General features: G+C 70.8%; 17 protein-coding genes. 4 read left to right on the top strand and 13 right to left on the bottom strand.

Annotation, left to right across the window (positions count from 1 at the left end; all coding sequences use genetic code 11):
* The first annotated feature begins 65 nt into the window (after positions 1-65).
* Complete coding sequence (locus LIV37_RS14040) at positions 66-800, top strand: SDR family oxidoreductase (RefSeq protein WP_020867783.1); 735 nt, start codon at positions 66-68, stop codon at positions 798-800.
* A gap of 254 nt (positions 801-1054) precedes the next feature.
* Positions 1055-2416, top strand: a complete 1362-nt coding sequence (locus tag LIV37_RS14035; RefSeq protein ID WP_020867781.1) for an LLM class flavin-dependent oxidoreductase — start codon at positions 1055-1057, stop codon at positions 2414-2416.
* Between the two features lie 72 nt (positions 2417-2488).
* Here LIV37_RS14035 and LIV37_RS14030 read toward each other — a convergent pair whose 3' ends face one another.
* The 12 genes from LIV37_RS14030 to LIV37_RS13975 all read right to left on the bottom strand — a co-directional run bounded on the left by LIV37_RS14030 (position 2489) and on the right by LIV37_RS13975 (position 13071).
* Positions 2489-3241, bottom strand: a complete 753-nt coding sequence (locus LIV37_RS14030; RefSeq protein WP_020867780.1) for a sirohydrochlorin chelatase — start codon at positions 3239-3241, stop codon at positions 2489-2491.
* An 83-nt stretch (positions 3242-3324) separates the two neighbouring features.
* Entirely contained in the window at positions 3325-4278 is a 954-nt protein-coding gene (locus LIV37_RS14025) for an ABC transporter permease (protein WP_020867779.1), read from the bottom strand.
* The gene (locus LIV37_RS14020) at positions 4265-5089 is read right to left on the bottom strand and encodes an ABC transporter ATP-binding protein (RefSeq protein WP_020867778.1); all 825 of its coding nucleotides are present in this window, start codon (positions 5087-5089) and stop codon (positions 4265-4267) included. Before LIV37_RS14020 ends, LIV37_RS14025 begins: the two co-directional genes overlap by 14 nt.
* A gap of 68 nt (positions 5090-5157) precedes the next feature.
* Positions 5158-6315: an aliphatic sulfonate ABC transporter substrate-binding protein gene (locus LIV37_RS14015; protein WP_121825491.1), complete on the bottom strand. Its 1158-nt coding sequence runs from the start codon at positions 6313-6315 to the stop codon at positions 5158-5160.
* Positions 6316-6519: 204 nt separating this feature from the next.
* Positions 6520-7887 (bottom strand): sulfate adenylyltransferase subunit 1, encoded by a 1368-nt coding sequence (locus LIV37_RS14005; protein WP_020867776.1) that lies wholly within the window; start codon positions 7885-7887, stop codon positions 6520-6522.
* Between the two features lie 2 nt (positions 7888-7889).
* The gene (cysD, locus tag LIV37_RS14000) at positions 7890-8828 is read right to left on the bottom strand and encodes a sulfate adenylyltransferase subunit CysD (protein WP_020867775.1); all 939 of its coding nucleotides are present in this window, start codon (positions 8826-8828) and stop codon (positions 7890-7892) included.
* A 127-nt stretch (positions 8829-8955) separates the two neighbouring features.
* Positions 8956-9546 carry an adenylyl-sulfate kinase gene (cysC, locus tag LIV37_RS13995; RefSeq protein WP_185057964.1) on the bottom strand — a complete coding sequence of 197 codons (591 nt, stop codon included), beginning with the start codon at positions 9544-9546 and terminating at the stop codon, positions 8956-8958.
* Complete coding sequence (locus tag LIV37_RS13990) at positions 9528-10229, bottom strand: phosphoadenylyl-sulfate reductase (RefSeq protein ID WP_020867773.1); 702 nt, start codon at positions 10227-10229, stop codon at positions 9528-9530. The genes cysC and LIV37_RS13990 overlap by 19 nt, the downstream gene beginning before the upstream one ends.
* Positions 10226-10411 carry a hypothetical protein gene (locus LIV37_RS13985; protein WP_020867772.1) on the bottom strand — a complete coding sequence of 62 codons (186 nt, stop codon included), beginning with the start codon at positions 10409-10411 and terminating at the stop codon, positions 10226-10228. Before LIV37_RS13985 ends, LIV37_RS13990 begins: the two co-directional genes overlap by 4 nt.
* 34 nt (positions 10412-10445) lie before the next feature.
* Positions 10446-12140, bottom strand: a complete 1695-nt coding sequence (locus LIV37_RS13980; protein ID WP_020867771.1) for a nitrite/sulfite reductase — start codon at positions 12138-12140, stop codon at positions 10446-10448.
* 221 nt (positions 12141-12361) lie between these two features.
* Complete coding sequence (locus tag LIV37_RS52055; RefSeq protein WP_309471194.1) at positions 12362-12445, bottom strand: putative leader peptide; 84 nt, start codon at positions 12443-12445, stop codon at positions 12362-12364.
* Between the two features lie 92 nt (positions 12446-12537).
* On the bottom strand, positions 12538-13071 hold the full coding sequence (locus tag LIV37_RS13975) for a GNAT family N-acetyltransferase (protein WP_020867770.1): 534 nt from the start codon (positions 13069-13071) through the stop codon (positions 12538-12540).
* Positions 13072-13144: 73 nt separating this feature from the next.
* On the opposite strand from LIV37_RS13975, the gene LIV37_RS13970 reads away from it, so the two are divergent.
* Both LIV37_RS13970 and LIV37_RS13965 read left to right on the top strand, forming a co-directional pair.
* Positions 13145-13864, top strand: a complete 720-nt coding sequence (locus LIV37_RS13970; protein ID WP_020867769.1) for a helix-turn-helix domain-containing protein — start codon at positions 13145-13147, stop codon at positions 13862-13864.
* 612 nt (positions 13865-14476) lie between these two features.
* Positions 14477-15949 carry a YihY/virulence factor BrkB family protein gene (locus LIV37_RS13965; protein ID WP_309471147.1) on the top strand — a complete coding sequence of 491 codons (1473 nt, stop codon included), beginning with the start codon at positions 14477-14479 and terminating at the stop codon, positions 15947-15949.
* Between the two features lie 30 nt (positions 15950-15979).
* On the opposite strand, the gene LIV37_RS13960 is transcribed toward LIV37_RS13965, so the two are convergent.
* On the bottom strand, positions 15980-17176 hold the full coding sequence (locus LIV37_RS13960; protein WP_020867766.1) for a cytochrome P450 family protein: 1197 nt from the start codon (positions 17174-17176) through the stop codon (positions 15980-15982).
* Between the last annotated feature and the right edge of the window lie 48 nt (positions 17177-17224).

Below are 17224 nucleotides of genomic sequence, written 5' to 3'. Positions count from 1 at the left end.
GTGCGCATGACGGGTTGCGGATCAGGTCTTGGACGCCGTCGCCGGTCCGGGATTTGAATCGGGGCATGGAAAAGTACAACGGAAAGCGCGCCCTCATCACCGGTGGCAGCAGCGGAATCGGTCTGTCGATCGCACGTCTGCTGGCGGCCGAGGGTGCTCAGGTGATGGTCACGGGGCGCAAGGAAGCCGCGCTCGAAGCGGCGAGGGAAGAGGGGCTGGTCGCGGTTGGCAGCGACGCCGCCTCAATGGCCGACATCGATGACTTGGCGGGGAAGGTCGAGGAGGCGTTCGGTCAACTGGACGCGGTGTTCCTGAATGCGGGCATCGCCGACTCGGAGTCGCTCGAGGCGACGACCGAGCAGACGTACGACGCCGTCTTCGCGGCCAACACCAAGGGGCCCTACTTCACCTTGCAGCGGCTGCTTCCGCTGCTTGCCGAGGGCAGCGGCGTGGTGCTGACCACCTCGGTCCTGAACGTGCTGGGTTATCCGGACCATGGTGCCTACGCGGCGAGCAAAGCGGCCCTCCGGTCGATGGCGCGAACCTGGGCTCGCGAACTGCTGCCGCGTGGCGTACGTGTCAACGCGGTGAGCCCGGGGCCGATCGACACAGGAATTCTGTACAGGAAACTGCCCGTAGAGGTGGCGGATGAGATGGCGGCGGATTTCGCCGCCCGGATTCCGATGGGGCGTATGGGGAATCCGGAGGAGGTCGCGCGCGCTGCCATTTTCTTCGCCTTCGACGCGACCTACACGACCGGCGCCGAACTCGCGGTGGACGGTGGCGGCACCCAATTGTGACGCCGCCCGTCTGAACACTCTTCAGGATGGGGCTGTGTTACCGCTCGACCTCGGTGCCGGCCTCGTCCTGGCCGGGGCCGACCGGCCCGGCTCCCCACTGTTCGCCGCCACCCCGGACCGCCTGAACGACTGCCGGCGGGACGCACGTTCGCATCTCCGGCCATGAGCACACTCCAATTTGCGTAACCGCTAAGCTGAGCGCCTCACGACAGGCCAGGCAAGCAGCAGTCACAAGAAGACGCGGGAGTGGCGGCATGGGCGAGAAGCGGCAGCTCAGGCTGGGCGCGATCACGATGGGCGCCGGCGGCCCCGGCCAGCCCCACCTCTGGCTCGACGAGGACATTCCGGTCGATGCCAGCGTCAGCGTCAACTGGTACGTCGAGCAGGCCCGCCAGGCCGAGGAGGCCAAGTTCGACCTGATCTTCCTCGTCGACGGTCTGTTCATCACCGCGGACTCGGCGCCGCACTACCTCAACCGCCTTGAACCGCTGACGCTGCTGTCGGCCCTGGCGGTGAGCACCAGCCACCTGGGTCTGGTCGCCACCGTGACCACCTCCTACAACGACCCGTTCAACACCGCCCGCCGCCTCGCCTCCCTGGAGCTCATCTCCGGCGGCCGGTCCGGCTGGAACGTGGTCACCACCGGCGACGCGGGCGCCGCGGGCAATTTCTCCCGCGACGAGCACTACGACTACGACACCCGCTACGCCAGGGGCCTGGAGTTCGTCCAGGTCGCCCAGGGACTGTGGGACTCCTACGAGCAGGACGCGTTCCCGCGCGACCGTGCCACGCGCACCTTCCTCGACCCGGCCAGGCAGCACGCCCTGAACCACAAGGGCGAGCACTTCCAGGTCGCCGGCCCGCTGAACGTCTCCCGTTCCCCGCAGGGCCAGCCGGTCATCTTCCAGGCAGGCGACTCCGAGCAGGGCCGTGACCTCGGCGCCACGATCGGCGAGGCCATCTTCACCAACGCCTCGTCCATCGAGGCGGGCCAGGCGTTCTACAACGACATCAAGACCCGGGCGGCGAAGAAGGGCCGCGATCCGCGGCACATCGTCGTCATGCCCGGTACCTCGGTATTCGTCGGCGACACGGACGACCAGGCCAGGGAGATCGAGCACGAGACCCATACCAGGGACCGGGACTTCGACCGATCCCTGGCGGGACTCGGCCGCCCGTTCGGCTGGCACGACTTCCGCCAGTACGACCTGGACGCCCCGTTCCCGCAACAGGCCCTCGACCACGCGGAGCGCGGCTTCCGTACCAACGCCGAGAAGATCGCCGGCAAGGCGAAGGAAAAGGGCTGGACGCTCCGCCAGACCGTGGAGTTCATCTCGAGCCCGCGCCCGACCCCGTTCGCGGGATCGCCGGAAACGGTGGCCAACCGGCTTCAGGAGTGGTTCGAGGGCCGCGCCCTCGATGGCTTCAACTACCCCATCGGCCACCCCGACCAGTGGCGGCGCTTCCGCGAGGAGGTCGTTCCGATCCTCCAGGAACGCGGCATCGTCCGCACCGAGTACGAGGCCTCCACCCTCCGCGGCAACCTGGGCCTCCCGGTACCGGAAAACCGCTACACGAAGGCCCGCGAGGAGGAGTCCTCCGCGCTGGGAAGCTGAGCGGTCGCGCGGATCCGGCGTGTGCTCATCGTCGGCGATGCGCGCGTTCGTCCCGGCGGTGAGTCGTCCGTGTCAGGCCGTCAGCAGGGCCGGGGGCGCCGTGCGGGCCTCGTCGTAGCGGGTCAGCAGGAGGCGGGCCAGTTCCGGGGCGGGGCCCAGGACGGGGGCCAGGAGGTCGGCGCCCGCGGTTTCGGCACCGTGGGCGATGCGGTCGGGGAGGCGGCCGGGGGCGATGACGTAGGGGGCCACGGCCACCCGGGGGACGCCCTCCGCGCGCAGGGCGCGGACGGCGTCCTCGGTACGGGGAAGAGAGGCGGAGGCGAACGCGGGTCGCACGGCGCACCATCCGGTGTGCCGCCACTCCCGCGCGATTTCAGCGATCACCGCGATCGCCTCCGGGTCGGTGGACCCCGCCGAGGCCAGGACGACCCCGGTCGAGGAGCGGTGGGCGGGGCGCAGCCCCGCCTCGTACAGGCGGCGTTCCAGGGCGTCCACGAGCAGCGGGGACGGGCCCAGGACATCGGCCTGGCGGACGGCGAGGCGGGGGTGGCGGGCCGTGGCCTCGCGCAGCACCGCCGGGATGTCGGTCTTCGCGTGGAAGGCGCGGGTCAGCAGCAGCGGGAGGGCGATCACCTCGGTGGCGTCCGCCGCGGCGAGCCGGGCCAGCACCTGCGGTACGCGCGGCGCGTTGAACTCCAGGAACGCCGCCTCCACCCGCAGCCCCGGCCGCAGCGACCGCACCCGCGCGCGCAGCGCGTCGACGGTCGCCGCATGGCGGGGGTCGCGGCTGCCGTGGGCGATGATCAGCAGGGTCGGGGCAGACATGGTGATGGCTTTCCGTGGCCTTCCGTTCGGTGGCTTTCCGCTCAGTGGTCTTCGTTCAGCGCTCTTCGTTCAGCGCTCTTCGTTCAGTGGGTGCTCGCCAGCAGGCCGCGGCTGCGCAGCACCCGGCGCTCGATCGGGGCGAAGATCAGCAGTTCGATGGCGATGCCGACGACGAGGATCAGGAGGATGCCGAGGAGCACCCCGGCCATATCGGAGTTGTTGCGCTGGTTCTCCAGGTACTGGCCAAGCCCCAGGCCCAGGTCCGGGGACTTGGCGATGATCTCCGCGGCCATCAGCGAGCGCCAGGAGAAGGCCCAGCCCTGCTTGAGCCCGGCGACGTAACCGGGCAGCGCGGCGGGCAGCAGGATGTGCCGGGCGCTGACCAGGCCGCGGGCGCCGAGGGTGCGTCCGGCGCGGAGGAACAGCGGGGGCACCTGGTCGATCCCGGCCACCAGCCCGTTGGCGATGGAGGGGACCGCGCCCAGCAGGATGACGGTGTACATCATCTGGTCGTTCAGGCCCAGCCAGATCACCGCGGGCGGCACCCAGGCGACCGACGGCAGCGATTGCAGCCCGGACAGGATCGGGCCGAGACCGGCCCGGATGAACTTCACCCGGGCGACGACCAGACCCAGCGGGGTCGCGATCGCCAGCGCGATGAGGAAGCCGAACAGACCGCGCGAGACGCTGGTCCAGATGATGTCGAGCAGTTCGCCCTGGAGCCACAGCTGGCGCAGCGAGTCCCAGACCAGCCCCGGGTCGGGGAGCTTGTAGTCGGGGGTGACCTTCGCGACGACGAGCACCTTCCACAGGGCCAGTACGAAGGCGACGGCCACGATGGGCGGCAGCACCTTCTGGACCAGCACCTCGGCCGGTGAGACCCGCTTGGTCTGCACCGCGTCCAGGGCGTCCAGACCGGCCTCCAGGCCCGCCAGGTCCTGCCCCGGACCCGACTTGGCCGTGGACTTCTCGACGGGCTGCTTCCCGCCGTCGGCTTCCTCGGCCGCGGTGCCGCGGGTGGTCTTACTGCTGGCCATGGCGGCGGATCTCCCCACGCAGTTCTTCGGTGATCTCAACGGACAGGTCGGCGACGGCCGCGTCCTCGATGCGGCGCGGCTGCGGAATGTCCACCGTCCACTCGCGGACGACCCGCCCCGGCCGGGAGGACAGCAGCACCACGCGCTCGGCCAGCCGGACGGCCTCGCGGACGTTGTGGGTCACGAACAGCACCGAGACGCCGGTCTCGCTCCAGATCCGGGTCAGCTCCTCGTGCAGCACATCGCGGGTGATGGCGTCGAGCGCGGCGAACGGCTCGTCCATCAGCAGCACGCTGGAGTCCTGCGCCAGCGCGCGGGCCAGCGCCACGCGCTGCCGCATCCCGCCGGAGAGCTCGTGCACCCGCTTGCCGTAGGCGCCGCTGAGCCGCACCAGTTCCAGCAGCCGCTCGGCCCGCGGCCTGCGGTCGGCGCGCGGCACACCGCGCAGCCGCAGCGCCAGCTCGATGTTCTTCCCCGCGGTCAGCCACGGGAACAGGGCGTGCTCCTGGAACATCAGGGCCGGCCGGCCGCCGGGGACCTCGATGGCACCCGAGGTCGGCTTGTCCAGGTCGGCGATCAGATTGAGCAGCGTGGACTTACCGCAGCCGGAGGCCCCCAGGATGCAGACGAACTCGCCGGGCCGCACCTGGAGGTTGATGTCCTCGAGCACGGGCTGGGCCGCCCCGGGACGGCCGAAGGCCTTGTGGACATGGGCGATCGAGACGGATCCGGTGGCGTCGGCGGGGCCGGGGGAGCCCGCCGTCGCGGTGCTCGCCCGGTCGTCCTTCTCGGTGGTCAGCGCCGGGGACATCCGGTCACCTCCTGATGGATGCGTACATGCGTGTACATGCGTACGGTGCGTACGGGACGGACGGGCGGCTACTGGCTGCCGAGGCCCGCGGCGGAGACCGCCGGCTTGCCCTCGGCCTTGAGGACCTTGTTCAGCGGGCCCAGGTCGTAGATCCCCTTGAGATCGGGCTTCTCCAGAAGCCCCGCCTGGACCGCGTGGTCGGCCTCGGTGTTCAGCGTCGAGGCCAGGGGGTCGTCGGTGACCTGGATGGACTTCCACGCCGGGTCGATCACATCGGCGGGCAGCGGCTTGCCGGTCTCTTCCTCGAGCGCCGCGTTGGCCGCGTTCTTCGCCTGCTCGGGGTTGGCCTTGATGAAGGCGTTGGTCTTCACCGAGCCGCGCAGCACGGCCTCGACGACCTTCGGATGCTCCGCGAGGAACGACTGCTTCACGATCAGGTTGGTGATCACGAACTTCTTGTCCGGCCACAGCGAGGACTCGTCCAGCAGCACCTTGCCACCGTCGGCGACCAGCTTGGACGCGGTCGGCTCGGGCACCCACGCGCCGTCGATGGCACCGGACTTGTACGCGTCCGGGGTGACCTTGTTGTCGCTGCGGACCACCGACACATCGCCCTTGCCGCTCTGGGCGTCGACCTTCCAGCCCTTGCTCTTGACCCAGTTGAGGAACGCCACGTCCTGGGTGTTGCCCAGCTGCGGGGTGGCGATCTTCTTGCCCTTGACGTCGTCGAGCGTCTTGATCTTCTTCGGGTTGACCACGAGCTTGACACCGCCCGAGACCGAACCAGAGATGATCTTGAGGTTGGAGCCGTGGGACTTCACATAGCCGTTGATGGACGGCGACGGGCCGATCCAGCCCATGTCGATGGAGCCCGCGTTGAGCGCCTCGATCTCCGACGGTCCGGCGTTGAAGACGTACGGCGAGACCTTCGTGCCCTTGAGCTCCTGCTGGATCGGGCCGCCCTTGCGCAGCCCCACCAGGGCGGTGGCATGGGTGAGGTTGGCGAAGTAGCCGACCTTCACCTTGTCCAGACCGTCGACCTTCGCACCGCCGGCCGCGGGGACCGCTGAGGATCCCGTGTCGTCGTTCTTCTTCTCCGAGCCGTAGCCGCAGGCGCCCAGCGTGCCCATCAGCAGGGGGAGGACGGCCGCCGCCGCCAGGATCCGGGTGCGGCGGCGGGGATGCGTGGCTGGTCGCGGAGCTATGAGGCGGACGGCAGACGACACGGGGGTGTTCCTCTCGACGGGCCGGGGCGGCGTCAGAGGACGCCCGGCAGTTCAGACGGCTTTCGGCGACGGTGCTGGTGGACGGGTGCGGACTGCGGCATCAGCGCACACATCGTCCGACCCCGCCCTGCCCGCTGCCGAGCGCCCCGCTGCCCACGCGGCCGCCCTCCTTGGCGAATGTCGAGAACACCTCACCGGCCATCGTCAGAAGTCCCATCCCTCGTCGTCCCGCGCGGCCTCGGCGCCCTTGGCCGGTGCCGCGAAGGAGTCGCCCGCCATTCCGGCGGTGAGCGTGCTGCCGTCGGCCGGGTCGAGCAGCAGGAAGGAGCCGGTGCGGCGGGAGGCGTCGTACGCGTCCAGCGCCAGCGGCTCGGACGTGCGCAGCACTACCCGGCCGATGTCATTGGCGGCCAGCTCACCCGGTGCCGGGTGGTGCGAGAGATCGGCCAGCGTCAGCCGCGACGGGATGTCCTTGATGATCGCCTTCACCGTGCGGGTGGTGTGCTTGAGCAGCACCCGGTCGCCCACGCGCAGCGGACGGTCGTGCAGATGGCAGACGGTGGCCTCGACGTCCCTGGTGGTCTCGGGCGCGTGGTCGCTCGGCGCGAGCAGATCCCCGCGCGAGATGTCCAGGTCGTCGGCGAGGGTGAGGGTCACCGACTGCGGCGCCCACGCCACGTCCACCATCGTGCCCAGCGCGTCGATCCCGGTGATGGCGGACGTCCGGCCGGACGGCAGCACGGTGACGGCGTCGCCGACCCGCAGCACACCGGAGGCGATCTGGCCCGCGTAGCCGCGGTAGTCGGGGTGCTCGGCGGTCTGCGGACGGATCACGTACTGCACCGGGAAACGCGCCGGATCCTGGGACGGGTCGGTGCCCACCGGCACGGTCTCCAGGTGCTCCAGCACGGTCGGGCCGCCGTACCAGTCCATGTTCGCCGACGCGGTCACCACGTTGTCCCCGGCCAGCGCCGAGATCGGGATGGCCGTGATCTCCGGGACGCCCAGCGAGGCCGCGTAGGTCGTGAACTCCTCGGCGATGGCCGCGAAGACCGGCTCCGCGTAGTCCACCAGGTCCATCTTGTTGACGGCGAGGACCACATGCGGGACCCGCAGCAGGGCGGCGACCGCGGCGTGCCGCCGGGTCTGCTCCACCACGCCGTTGCGCGCGTCCACCAGGACGACCGCGAGCTCGGCGGTGGAGGCGCCGGTGACCATGTTGCGGGTGTACTGCACATGGCCGGGGGTGTCGGCGAGGATGAACCGCCGCTTCGGCGTGGCGAAGTAGCGGTAGGCGACATCGATGGTGATGCCCTGCTCCCGCTCCGCCCGCAGCCCGTCCGTCAGCAGTGCCAGGTCCGGCGCCTCCTGGCCACGGCTGCGCGAGGCGTGCTCCACGGCCTCCAGCTGATCGGCCAGCACCGACTTGGAGTCGTGCAGCAGCCGCCCGACCAGCGTGGACTTGCCGTCGTCCACCGAGCCCGCGGTGGCGAACCGCAGCTGTGAGGTGGCCGCGGACCGCTCCACGGCGGCCGCCGCGGCCTGCTCCCCGGACGTCAGATCGCTCGTCATGGTTAGAAGTACCCCTCGCGCTTGCGGTCCTCCATCGCGGCCTCCGACAGCTTGTCGTCGGCGCGGGTCGCCCCCCGCTCGGTCAGCCGGGAGGCGGCTATCTCATCGATGACCTGCTCGATGCTCACCGAGTCCGACTCCACGGCACCGGTGCAGGACATGTCGCCCACGGTGCGGTAGCGCACCATGCGCCGCTCCACGGTCTCGCCGTCCTTCGCACCGCCCCAGTCACCCGGCGCCAGCCACATGCCACCGCGCCGGAAGACCTCGCGCTCGTGCGCGTAGTAGATCTGCGGCAGGTCGATCTTCTCCCGGGCGATGTACTGCCACACGTCCAGCTCGGTCCAGTTGGACAGCGGGAAGACCCGGACGTGCTCACCGGGGGAGTGGCGGCCGTTGTAGAGCTGCCACAGCTCGGGGCGCTGCCGCCGCGGGTCCCAGCCGCCGAACTCGTCCCGGAGGGAGAACACCCGCTCCTTGGCGCGGGCCTTCTCCTCGTCCCGGCGGCCACCGCCGAAGACCGCGTCGAAGCGGTTCTTCTCGATGGCGTCCAGCAGCGGCACGGTCTGCAGCGGATTGCGGGTGCCGTCCGGGCGCTCGCGCAGCCGGCCGTCGTCGATGAACTCCTGGACCGAGGCCACGTGCAGCCGCAGCCCGTGCCGGGCGACGGTGGCGTCCCGATAGGCGATGACCTCGGGGAAGTTGTGCCCGGTGTCCACGTGGAGCAGCGAGAACGGGACCGTCGCCGGGGCGAACGCCTTGAGCGCGAGGTGCAGCATGACGATGGAGTCCTTGCCGCCGGAGAACAGGATCACCGGCCGCTCGAACTCGCCCGCCACCTCGCGGAAGATGTGCACCGCCTCGGACTCCAACGCGTCCAGGTGCGCGAGCGCGTACAGGCCCGCGCCCTCGCCCGCGTTGATCGCCGTCACGGTCGTCATGCCGCGCCCCTTTCGTTCGCTCGGCTGCGGTAGTAGCTTCCCGTCATATCGGCGGGGATCGCCATGGATCGGCACCCGGATGCGGGGAGCGCCATGGCCCGTGACGCGGTGGCCGCGCGTGCGTGGCTCACAGCAGTCCCCTTTCACTCAACAGCAACCGCACCTCGGCCGCCGACTCCTGCACGCTGTTCCTGTGGGTTTCGATGCGCAGATCCGGGTCGGCAGGGGCCTCGTAGGGGTCATCCACACCGGTCAGACCCGAAAGCTCGCCGGCCGCCTGCTTCGCGTACAGCCCCTTGACGTCCCGCTCGGAGCACACCTCCACGGGCGTGGCCACGTGGATCTCCAGATACGGGGTGCCCTCGCGCTGGTGGCGCTTGCGCACCGCCTCGCGGCTGTCCCCGTACGGCGCGATGACCGGCACCAGCACCGTGACCCCGTGGGAGGCCAGCAGCTCGGCCACGAAGCCGATCCGCTGGACGTTGGTGTGCCGGTCCTCGCGGGAGAACCCAAGACCCGAGGAGAGGAACTCGCGGATCTCGTCCCCGTCGAGCACCTCCACCCGGCGGCCCTCGCCGCGCAGCCGCTCGGCCAGCGCATATGCGATCGTGGTCTTTCCCGCGCTCGGCAGACCGGTCAGCCACACCGTGGCACCGGTGGTCGTGGGGGCGCTCATCTCGTTCTCCTGGTCGACAGCCATCAGCCGTGCAGCCCGCATTCGGTCTTGTTGCTCCCCGCCCAGCGGCCGGACCGGTTGTCCTCGCCCTCCAGAACCCGACGGGTGCAGGGCGCGCAGCCTATCGACGGATAGCCGTCCATCAGCAGGGGGTTGGTCAGCACGCCGTGCTCGGCGACATAGGCCTCGACATCCGCTTGCGTCCAGCGGGCGATCGGCGAGATCTTCACCTTACGGCGCCGGGCGTCCCAGCCAACGACCGGGGTACCGGCGCGAGTTGGCGATTCGTCCCGGCGCAGGCCCGTGGCCCAGGCGTCGTACTCCCGCAGCCCCTCCTCGAGCGGCTGGACCTTCCGCAGGGCGCAGCACAGGTCGGGGTCGCGGTCGTGCAGCCGGGGGCCGTACTCGGCGTCCTGCTCGGCCACCGTCTGGCGCGGGGTCAGGGTGATGACGTTGACGTCCATCACGGCCGCCACCGCGTCCCGGGTGCCGATGGTCTCGGGGAAGTGGTAGCCGGTGTCGAGGAAGACCACGTCGACACCGGGGAAGGCGCGGGAGGCGAGGTGCGCCACCACCGCGTCCTCCATCGAGGAGGTGACGCAGAAACGCGATCCGAAGGTGTCCGCCGCCCAGCGCAGGATGTCCAGCGCCGGGGCGTCCTCGAGCTCGTGGCCCGCCTTCTCGGCGAGCCCTTCGAGATCGGTGTCCTCAAGCCGGGTCGTCATATCGCCGTGCCCCCTTCATCGATCGGGTCGCGCCGCAGGCCCTTGGCCAGCAGCCCGAGGAACGACAGGCGGAACGCGCGGTTGCAGGACGCGCATTCCCACGCGCCATGGCCCTCCTCCGAGGGACGCAGATCCTCGTCCCCGCAGTAAGGGCAGTAGAACGGCGCGGCACGCTCGGTCATGTGAGGGCCTCCCGCTCAGTCCCGAAGCGCTCGGTCATGTGAGGGCCTCCTCCTTGGCCCTGGCCGCCCAGGTGGCGAAGCGCTCGCCGTCCTCGCGCTCCTCCTGGAAGCGGCGCAGCAGCCGCTCCACGTAGTCGGGGAGCTCGGCGGCGGTGACCTTCAGCCCACGCACCTTGCGGCCGAAGCCCGGCTCCAGGCCCAGGGCGCCGCCCAGGTGCACCTGGTAGCCCTCGACCTGCTGGCCGTTGTCGTCCATGACCAGCTGCCCCTTGAGACCGATGTCCGCCACCTGGATCCGGGCGCAGGCGTTGGGGCAGCCGTTGAGGTTGATGGTGATCGGCTCGTTGAACTCGGGCAGCCGGCGCTCCAGCTCATCGATGAGCCAGGAGCCGCGCGCCTTGGTCTCGACGATCGCCAGCTTGCAGAACTCGATACCGGTGCAGGCCATCGTGCCGCGCCGGAACGTGGACGGCTTGACCCGGAGGTCCAGCGCCTCCAGCCCGGCGACCAGCGACTCCACCTGGTCCTCGGTCACATCGAGCACGATCATCTTCTGCTCGACGGTGGTGGTCAGCCGCCCGGAGCCATGTGCCTCGGCCAGGTCGGCGATCTTGGTGAGGGTGGCGCCGTCCACCCGCCCGACGCGCGGCGCGAAGCCCACGTAGTAGCGGCCGTCCTGCTGGCGGTGGACGCCGATGTGGTCACGCCACTGCTGGACGGGCTGCTCGGGCGCCGGGCCGTCGGACAGCGGACGCTTCAGGTACTCGTCCTCCAGCACCTGGCGGAACTTCTCCGTGCCCCAGTCGGCGACCAGGAACTTCAGCCGGGCGCGGGTGCGCAGCCGCCGGTAGCCGTAGTCGCGGAAGATGGAGACGACCCCGGCCCAGACCTCCGGGACCTCCTCCAGCGGGACCCAGGCGCCGAGCCGGACGCCGATCTTGGGGTTGGTGGAAAGACCGCCGCCGACCCACAGGTCGAAGCCGGGGCCGTGCTCGGGGTGGCGGACGCCGACGAACGCGACGTCGTTGATCTCGTGCACCACGTCGAGCACCGGCGAGCCGGAGACCGCGGTCTTGAACTTCCGCGGCAGGTTGGAGAACTCCTTGCTGCCGATGTAGCGCTGGTGGATCTCCTCGATGGCGGAGGTGCCGTCGATGATCTCGTCCTCGGCGATCCCCGCCACCGGCGAGCCGATGATCACACGCGGGGTGTCCCCGCACGCCTCGGTGGTGGACAGCCCGACGGCCTCCAGCCGCTTCCAGATCTCGGGCACGTCCTCGATCCGGATCCAGTGGTACTGGATGTTCTGCCGGTCGGTGATGTCCGCGGTGCCGCGCGCGAATTCCTCCGAGATCTCGCCGACGACCCGCAGCTGCTCGGTGGTCAGCCGGCCGCCGTCCACCCGGACCCGCATCATGAAGTACTCGTCGTCCAGCTCCTCCGGCTCCAGGATCGCGGTCTTGCCGCCGTCGATCCCGGGCTTGCGCTGGGTGTACAGACCCCACCAGCGCATCCGGCCGCGCAGATCGGCGCCGTCGATGGAGTCGAAGCCGCGGTGGGCGTAGATCGTCTCAATGCGTGTCCGCACATTGAGACCGTCATCGTCCTTCTTGGTCTGCTCGTTGCCGTTGAGGGGGGTGAAGTGCCCCGCGGCCCACTGGCCTTCGCCGCGGTGGCGTCCGGCCTTGCGGCGGGGCGTAGCGCTTGCGCGTTCCGGGGTGGCAGCCATGGCGGTGTATGTCCTTCGATGCGACTCTGGTGCGGCGAGTAGTACGTCAGCGCGCACCGTCTGACCTGCGCATGCGCAGGCGGGCAGGGGTGTACGGCGGTGACCGGTGCGAATGCGACGGGGAGTGTCGAGGAGTGCGCGCCCGCCCACGTCGTCGGGGGCGTGCGGAAGATGCGGTGGTGCTGCCCGGGGCCTTGCTGACGGCCCAGTCGAAGTGCGGGTCAGCCCGCCGGACAGATCGCGCTGGACATGCGGCCGAGGTCGACGTGGCGTCGACTCACCAAGGCAATTCCAGCTCGAGACATGATGGAAGCGTCGCATGGTGGTCTCTGACGAGTCCACCTTTATCCATTATGCGGACGAATCTGTCTCGAAATGCAAGACGCTGTGGTGTTGGTCACTCCTCGTCCGCCGTCTTGACGTCGAACACCCGGAAGCCCCGGCGACGGTAGTTGTCCAGCGCGTACGGCCCGTCCTTGCTGCAGGTGTGCAGCCACACCCGCTTGGTCGGCACCCGGTCCGGCCAGCGGTCGGCCATGTCCCAGGCGCGGGAGGTCCCCCAGGTCAGCAGATGCCCGCCGATGCGGCGGCCCCGGAATGCGGGCAGCAGACCGAAGTACACGATCTCCACCACGCCCTCGTCCTGGCCCTCCAGCTCGATGTACCCGGCCGGGGTCCCGCGCTCGTACGCCACCCAGGTCTCCACTCCGGGCCGGTGCAGATGCTCCTCCCAGGCCTCCCGTGACCACACCAGCCGGTCGGTCCACGACACATCCGAGCCCACCGCCGTGAAGAGGAAGTGGCTGAACTCGGGGCTCGGCACCTCGGCCCGGGCGATCCGGACCCCGGCCGTGGCGGGCGGCTCCTGCGCCGGGCTGAGATCGGAAGGAGCGGTCTGCTCCAGGTGCCAGGTGGTCACGGTGATGGTCATGGTGGACAGATAACCATGGACGCCGTTGACTCGCCTTGACGGGTATCGCTCAAGCGGGGAGGGCGGGGTCGGGGTGTCCGGGAAGGGGGACGTGGAGGAGTTCGCGGAGCTGCTGCGCGAGCTCAGGGGAAGGACGAACCGCAGGTACGCGGCGCTGGCGGCGTGCGGCGGGGTGAGCGCGTCGGCGCTGCACCGCTACTGCTCGGGGGCGAGCGTGCCCGGCGACTACGAGGTGCTCGCGCGGTTCGGCAAGGTGTGCGGGGCCGACGGCGAGGAACTGCTGGAGCTGCATCGGCGGTGGGTTCTGGCCGATGCGGAGCACAAGCGGGCCGTTCCGCGGGCGCCGGCCGCGGTATCGGTGGGCCGGGCCGGGGCCGCCGGGTCCGCCGCGGAGGATGTCTCACGGGTTGGGACGGCGGGTGGGCCGGATGCCGAGACGGGGGCGGAGCGGGGCCCGGCGTGGCCGCGGAACCGGAGCCGGAAGCCGAGCCGGAGCCCCTGCGCACTGCTCAGGACCAGGACCAAAACCAGGACCAGGACCAGGACCCGGACGTGTTTTATCGGGTCTGGGTTCAGGCGGGATGGGCTTCTCGGCTCGGTCGGGTGCGGGTTTCGTCTCGCGCCTTCGGCGCACTTGAGCAGCGGGGCAGCCGGGTGGGGCGCGCGCCGCGTCGCCGGGCGCCGGGCCGGTGGGTGTGGCCGCCGGTGGCGGCACCCGCGCCCGGGGGCTGGGGGCAGCGCCGGACAGCGAGAGGGGTTGGGGTACTCCTTCCGAAAACGTTTGACAAATTAGTTGCTTCAGATCAAGCGTTCTTTCGACGGGTACCCGGAGGGGCCGTCAGTCCGGCATCGGCCCAGCTTCCAGGCGCGGATGCCGCCACCGGCGCCGGCGCCCACCGGCCCGGCACCCGGCGACGGCGCCGCGCCCCCACCCCCGCCGCCGCTGCTCAAATGCGCCGAAGGCGCGAGACGAAACCCGCACCCGACCGAGCCGGCCAACCCAACCCCACCCCCGCACCCCCGTCGCCTCGTACCTCGATCCCCTCTATGCGCTGCCCAACTCCAACGCCACCCGGAACTGGGGCGTCTGCCAGCTGTACGACGGCACGCTGCGCAGGCTGGGCGGCACCCGGGAGCAGGCGCTGGACCCGGACTGGAACATCCGCGCGGCCCATCGGCCCCCGGTGAGCCGCTCGCCCGGCACGGAGGGCTGGGATCGTGCTGCCGCCGTCCTCGACGGTCCACGCCCGTCCGGGCGACTGCAACGCGGCGCAACCTTTGCGCATGGCTGTACCCGGCACGGACAGTGGGCCCGGCGGGCGGAGGGTGGTGCCGAGTCGGCGCGGCATCCCCTCCGCCAATGCCCGTGCGGCGACCTTTTGCGCGGATTCAGCCTGGTCACCGGATGAGCGGCGGTGAGAGCCCCCGATACGGTGAGAAGGTGCAGCCAGCAGAAGAAACATCGAAGCCGTCCGGCCGGCTCCGCAAGGCCCGCGCCCTGTACCGCAATGTGTCCAAGCGCAGGATGGCCTGGCTGCTGCTGAAGGACACCATCAATTCCTGTATGGAGTACCGGGTCACCGGGCTCGCCGCCGAAGCGGCCTTCTTCACCCTGCTGTCGCTGCCGCCCCTGCTGCTCGCCCTGATCGGACTGCTCGGCTACTTCGACGCCTGGACCAGCACCGACACGGTGGCCACCATCCGGCAGAACATCCTCGACGCCTCCGCGACCGTGCTGTCCGACCGGGGCGTCAAGGAGATCGCCCGGCCGCTGCTGGACGATGTGATCAAGGGCGGGCGCCCCGATGTGATCTCGCTGGGCTTCGCCATCGCTCTGTGGTCCGGCTCCCGCGCGGTGAACGTGTTCGTGGACACCATCACGATCATGTACGGGCTGGAGGGGAAGCGCGGGATCGTCAGGACCCGTCTGCTGTCCTTCCTGCTCTACCTGGTGGCGCTCGTGGTCGGGGCGGTGGCGCTGCCGCTGATGGTGATCGGGCCGGAGGCGGTGGTGGACCTGCTGCCGTCCAGCGGGGACCTCGTACCGGTCCTGTACTGGCCGGTGGTGATCGTGCTCTCCATCGCCTTCCTCACCACGCTCTACCACGTGTCCGTACCGGTGCGCTCGCCCTGGCCGGAGGACATTCCCGGGGCACTGGTGGCCCTCGCGATATGGGTGCTGGGCAGCTTCCTGCTACGGATCTACCTGGTGCATACGGTCGAGGGCCCGACGATCTACGGCTCGCTGGCCGCCCCCGTCGCGGTGCTGCTGTGGATCGGGGTGTCCGCCTTCGCGGTGCTGGTCGGGGCGGCGGTCAACGCCGCGATCGACCGGGTCTGGCCCTCGGTGGCCACGGCCGCCGGGCGCGCCGAGCGCGCCGCCCGCGCCCGGGAGGAGACGGCCCGGCTGCGGGCGAAGGAGCAGCGCACGGCGGACGACGGCGCGGCGGAGATCACCCCGCCGTCGGAGTTCCCCGAGCGCTGGGCCCAGTTCCTGCCGCACGGCGACATACGCTCCCGGCTGCACACGAAGCGCGAGGCGGGGGAGAAGCCGGGGGAGAAGGCCGCCGGGAAGGCCGGGAAGCCCGCCGATCGGCCCGCCGATCAGCCCCCGGGGACGGCACAGCCTTCGGGGGAGGCGCGGCCCACGGGGACACCGCCCACGGGGACACCGCCCACGGGGACACCGCCCTCGGGGAAGGCGGCCGGGGAGCCCCGGACGCCCCGGCAGGGGCCGAGGCGTCCGGAGGTACGGTCCGCGGCGGACGGCGCGGACGGCGGCGCCACGGACAGCGCCGCCGCCGGGGACACCGCCGCCCAGGACGACGCCGCGGCCAGGGACGACACCGCGGCGGACGACGACCATCCGGTGCGCTGAGCGCGCCGCGGGCTACCCGCCCTGCCCCGCCTACCCCGCAGGGGTGAACCGCACCGGCAGCCGCAGGAGGCCGCGCATCATGCTGGGGCGCCAGGCGAGGGTGTCCGGGTCGGTGTCCAGGGCCAGGTCCGGGCACCGCTCCAGCAGCGCCCGTAGCGCGATCGTGGCCTCCAGCCGGGCCAGCGGCGCGCCCAGACAGTGGTGGACGCCGTGGCTGAAGCCCAGATGGCCCCGGGCGTCCCGGTGGATGTCGAAGCGGTCGGGGTCGGCGAAGCGCCGCGGGTCGCGGTTGGCCGAACCGAGCAGCACCAGGACCGGCTCACCCGCGGGGATCTTGGTGTCCGCGATCTCCACGGGTTCGGTGGTGAAGCGGTGCGCCGTGGACTGCGACGGGCCGTCGAAGCGCAGCATCTCCTCGACGGCGGCGTCCAGCAGCGTGTGGTCGGCCCGGAGGGCGGCCAATTGCTCGGGGGCGCGCAGCAGCGCACAGGTGCCGTTGGAGAGCAGGTTGACGGTTGTCTCATGCCCGGCGACCAGCAGCAGGAAGGCCATGCCGAGCATTTCCTCGGACGAGAGCCGGTCGCCGTCCTCGTCCATCGTGCGGACCAGGGCGGACAGCAGATCGTCGCTCTCCGCCTCCCGCTTGGTCTCGATGAGCCGGGCCAGATAGCCGGTCATGGCGGCCACGGCGGCGCCCGCGGCCTCCGGGCCACTGGGGAAGACGATCTCGCTGGACCAGCCGCGGAAGTCGGCCCGGTCGGCCGCCGGTACGCCGAGCAGTTCGCAGATCACCGCCATCGGCAGCGGCATGGCGAACGACTCCACGAGATCGGCCCGGCCGAGCGGCAGCATGGCGTCCAGCAGCTCATCGGCGATCTGCCGGATGCGCGGCCGCAGCGCCTCGATCCGGCGGGCGGTGAACTCCCGCGCCACCAGCTTCCGCAGCCGGGTGTGGTCCGGCGGATCGGTCTGGAGCATGTTCAGGCCGATGGCGTTGCCCCCGTCGTCCTGCCACGAGGAGGAGTGGCGGATGTCATTGCTCATCCGGGGGTCCGTGAGGGCGGCGCGGGCCTCCTCATGGCCCACGATCAGCCAGACGTCGTCCGTGCCGTGGCTGGGCACCCGGTGGACGGGCCCCTGCTCCCGCAGCATGGCGTAGAGCTGGTACGGGTCGGAGACGATGTCCGTACCGGGCGGGACGAGCCTTTCGAAGGCGGGCAGGGTCATGGTGGCGTAAGTCCTTTCGACGGCGGGGCGGGTTCAGGAGGCAGGTTT

Source organism: Streptomyces rapamycinicus NRRL 5491, from assembly GCF_024298965.1.
GTDB lineage: Bacteria > Actinomycetota > Actinomycetes > Streptomycetales > Streptomycetaceae > Streptomyces > Streptomyces rapamycinicus.
The sequence above is the reverse complement of the archived record's forward strand: the minus strand, read 5'-3'. Positions and strand labels throughout refer to the sequence as shown.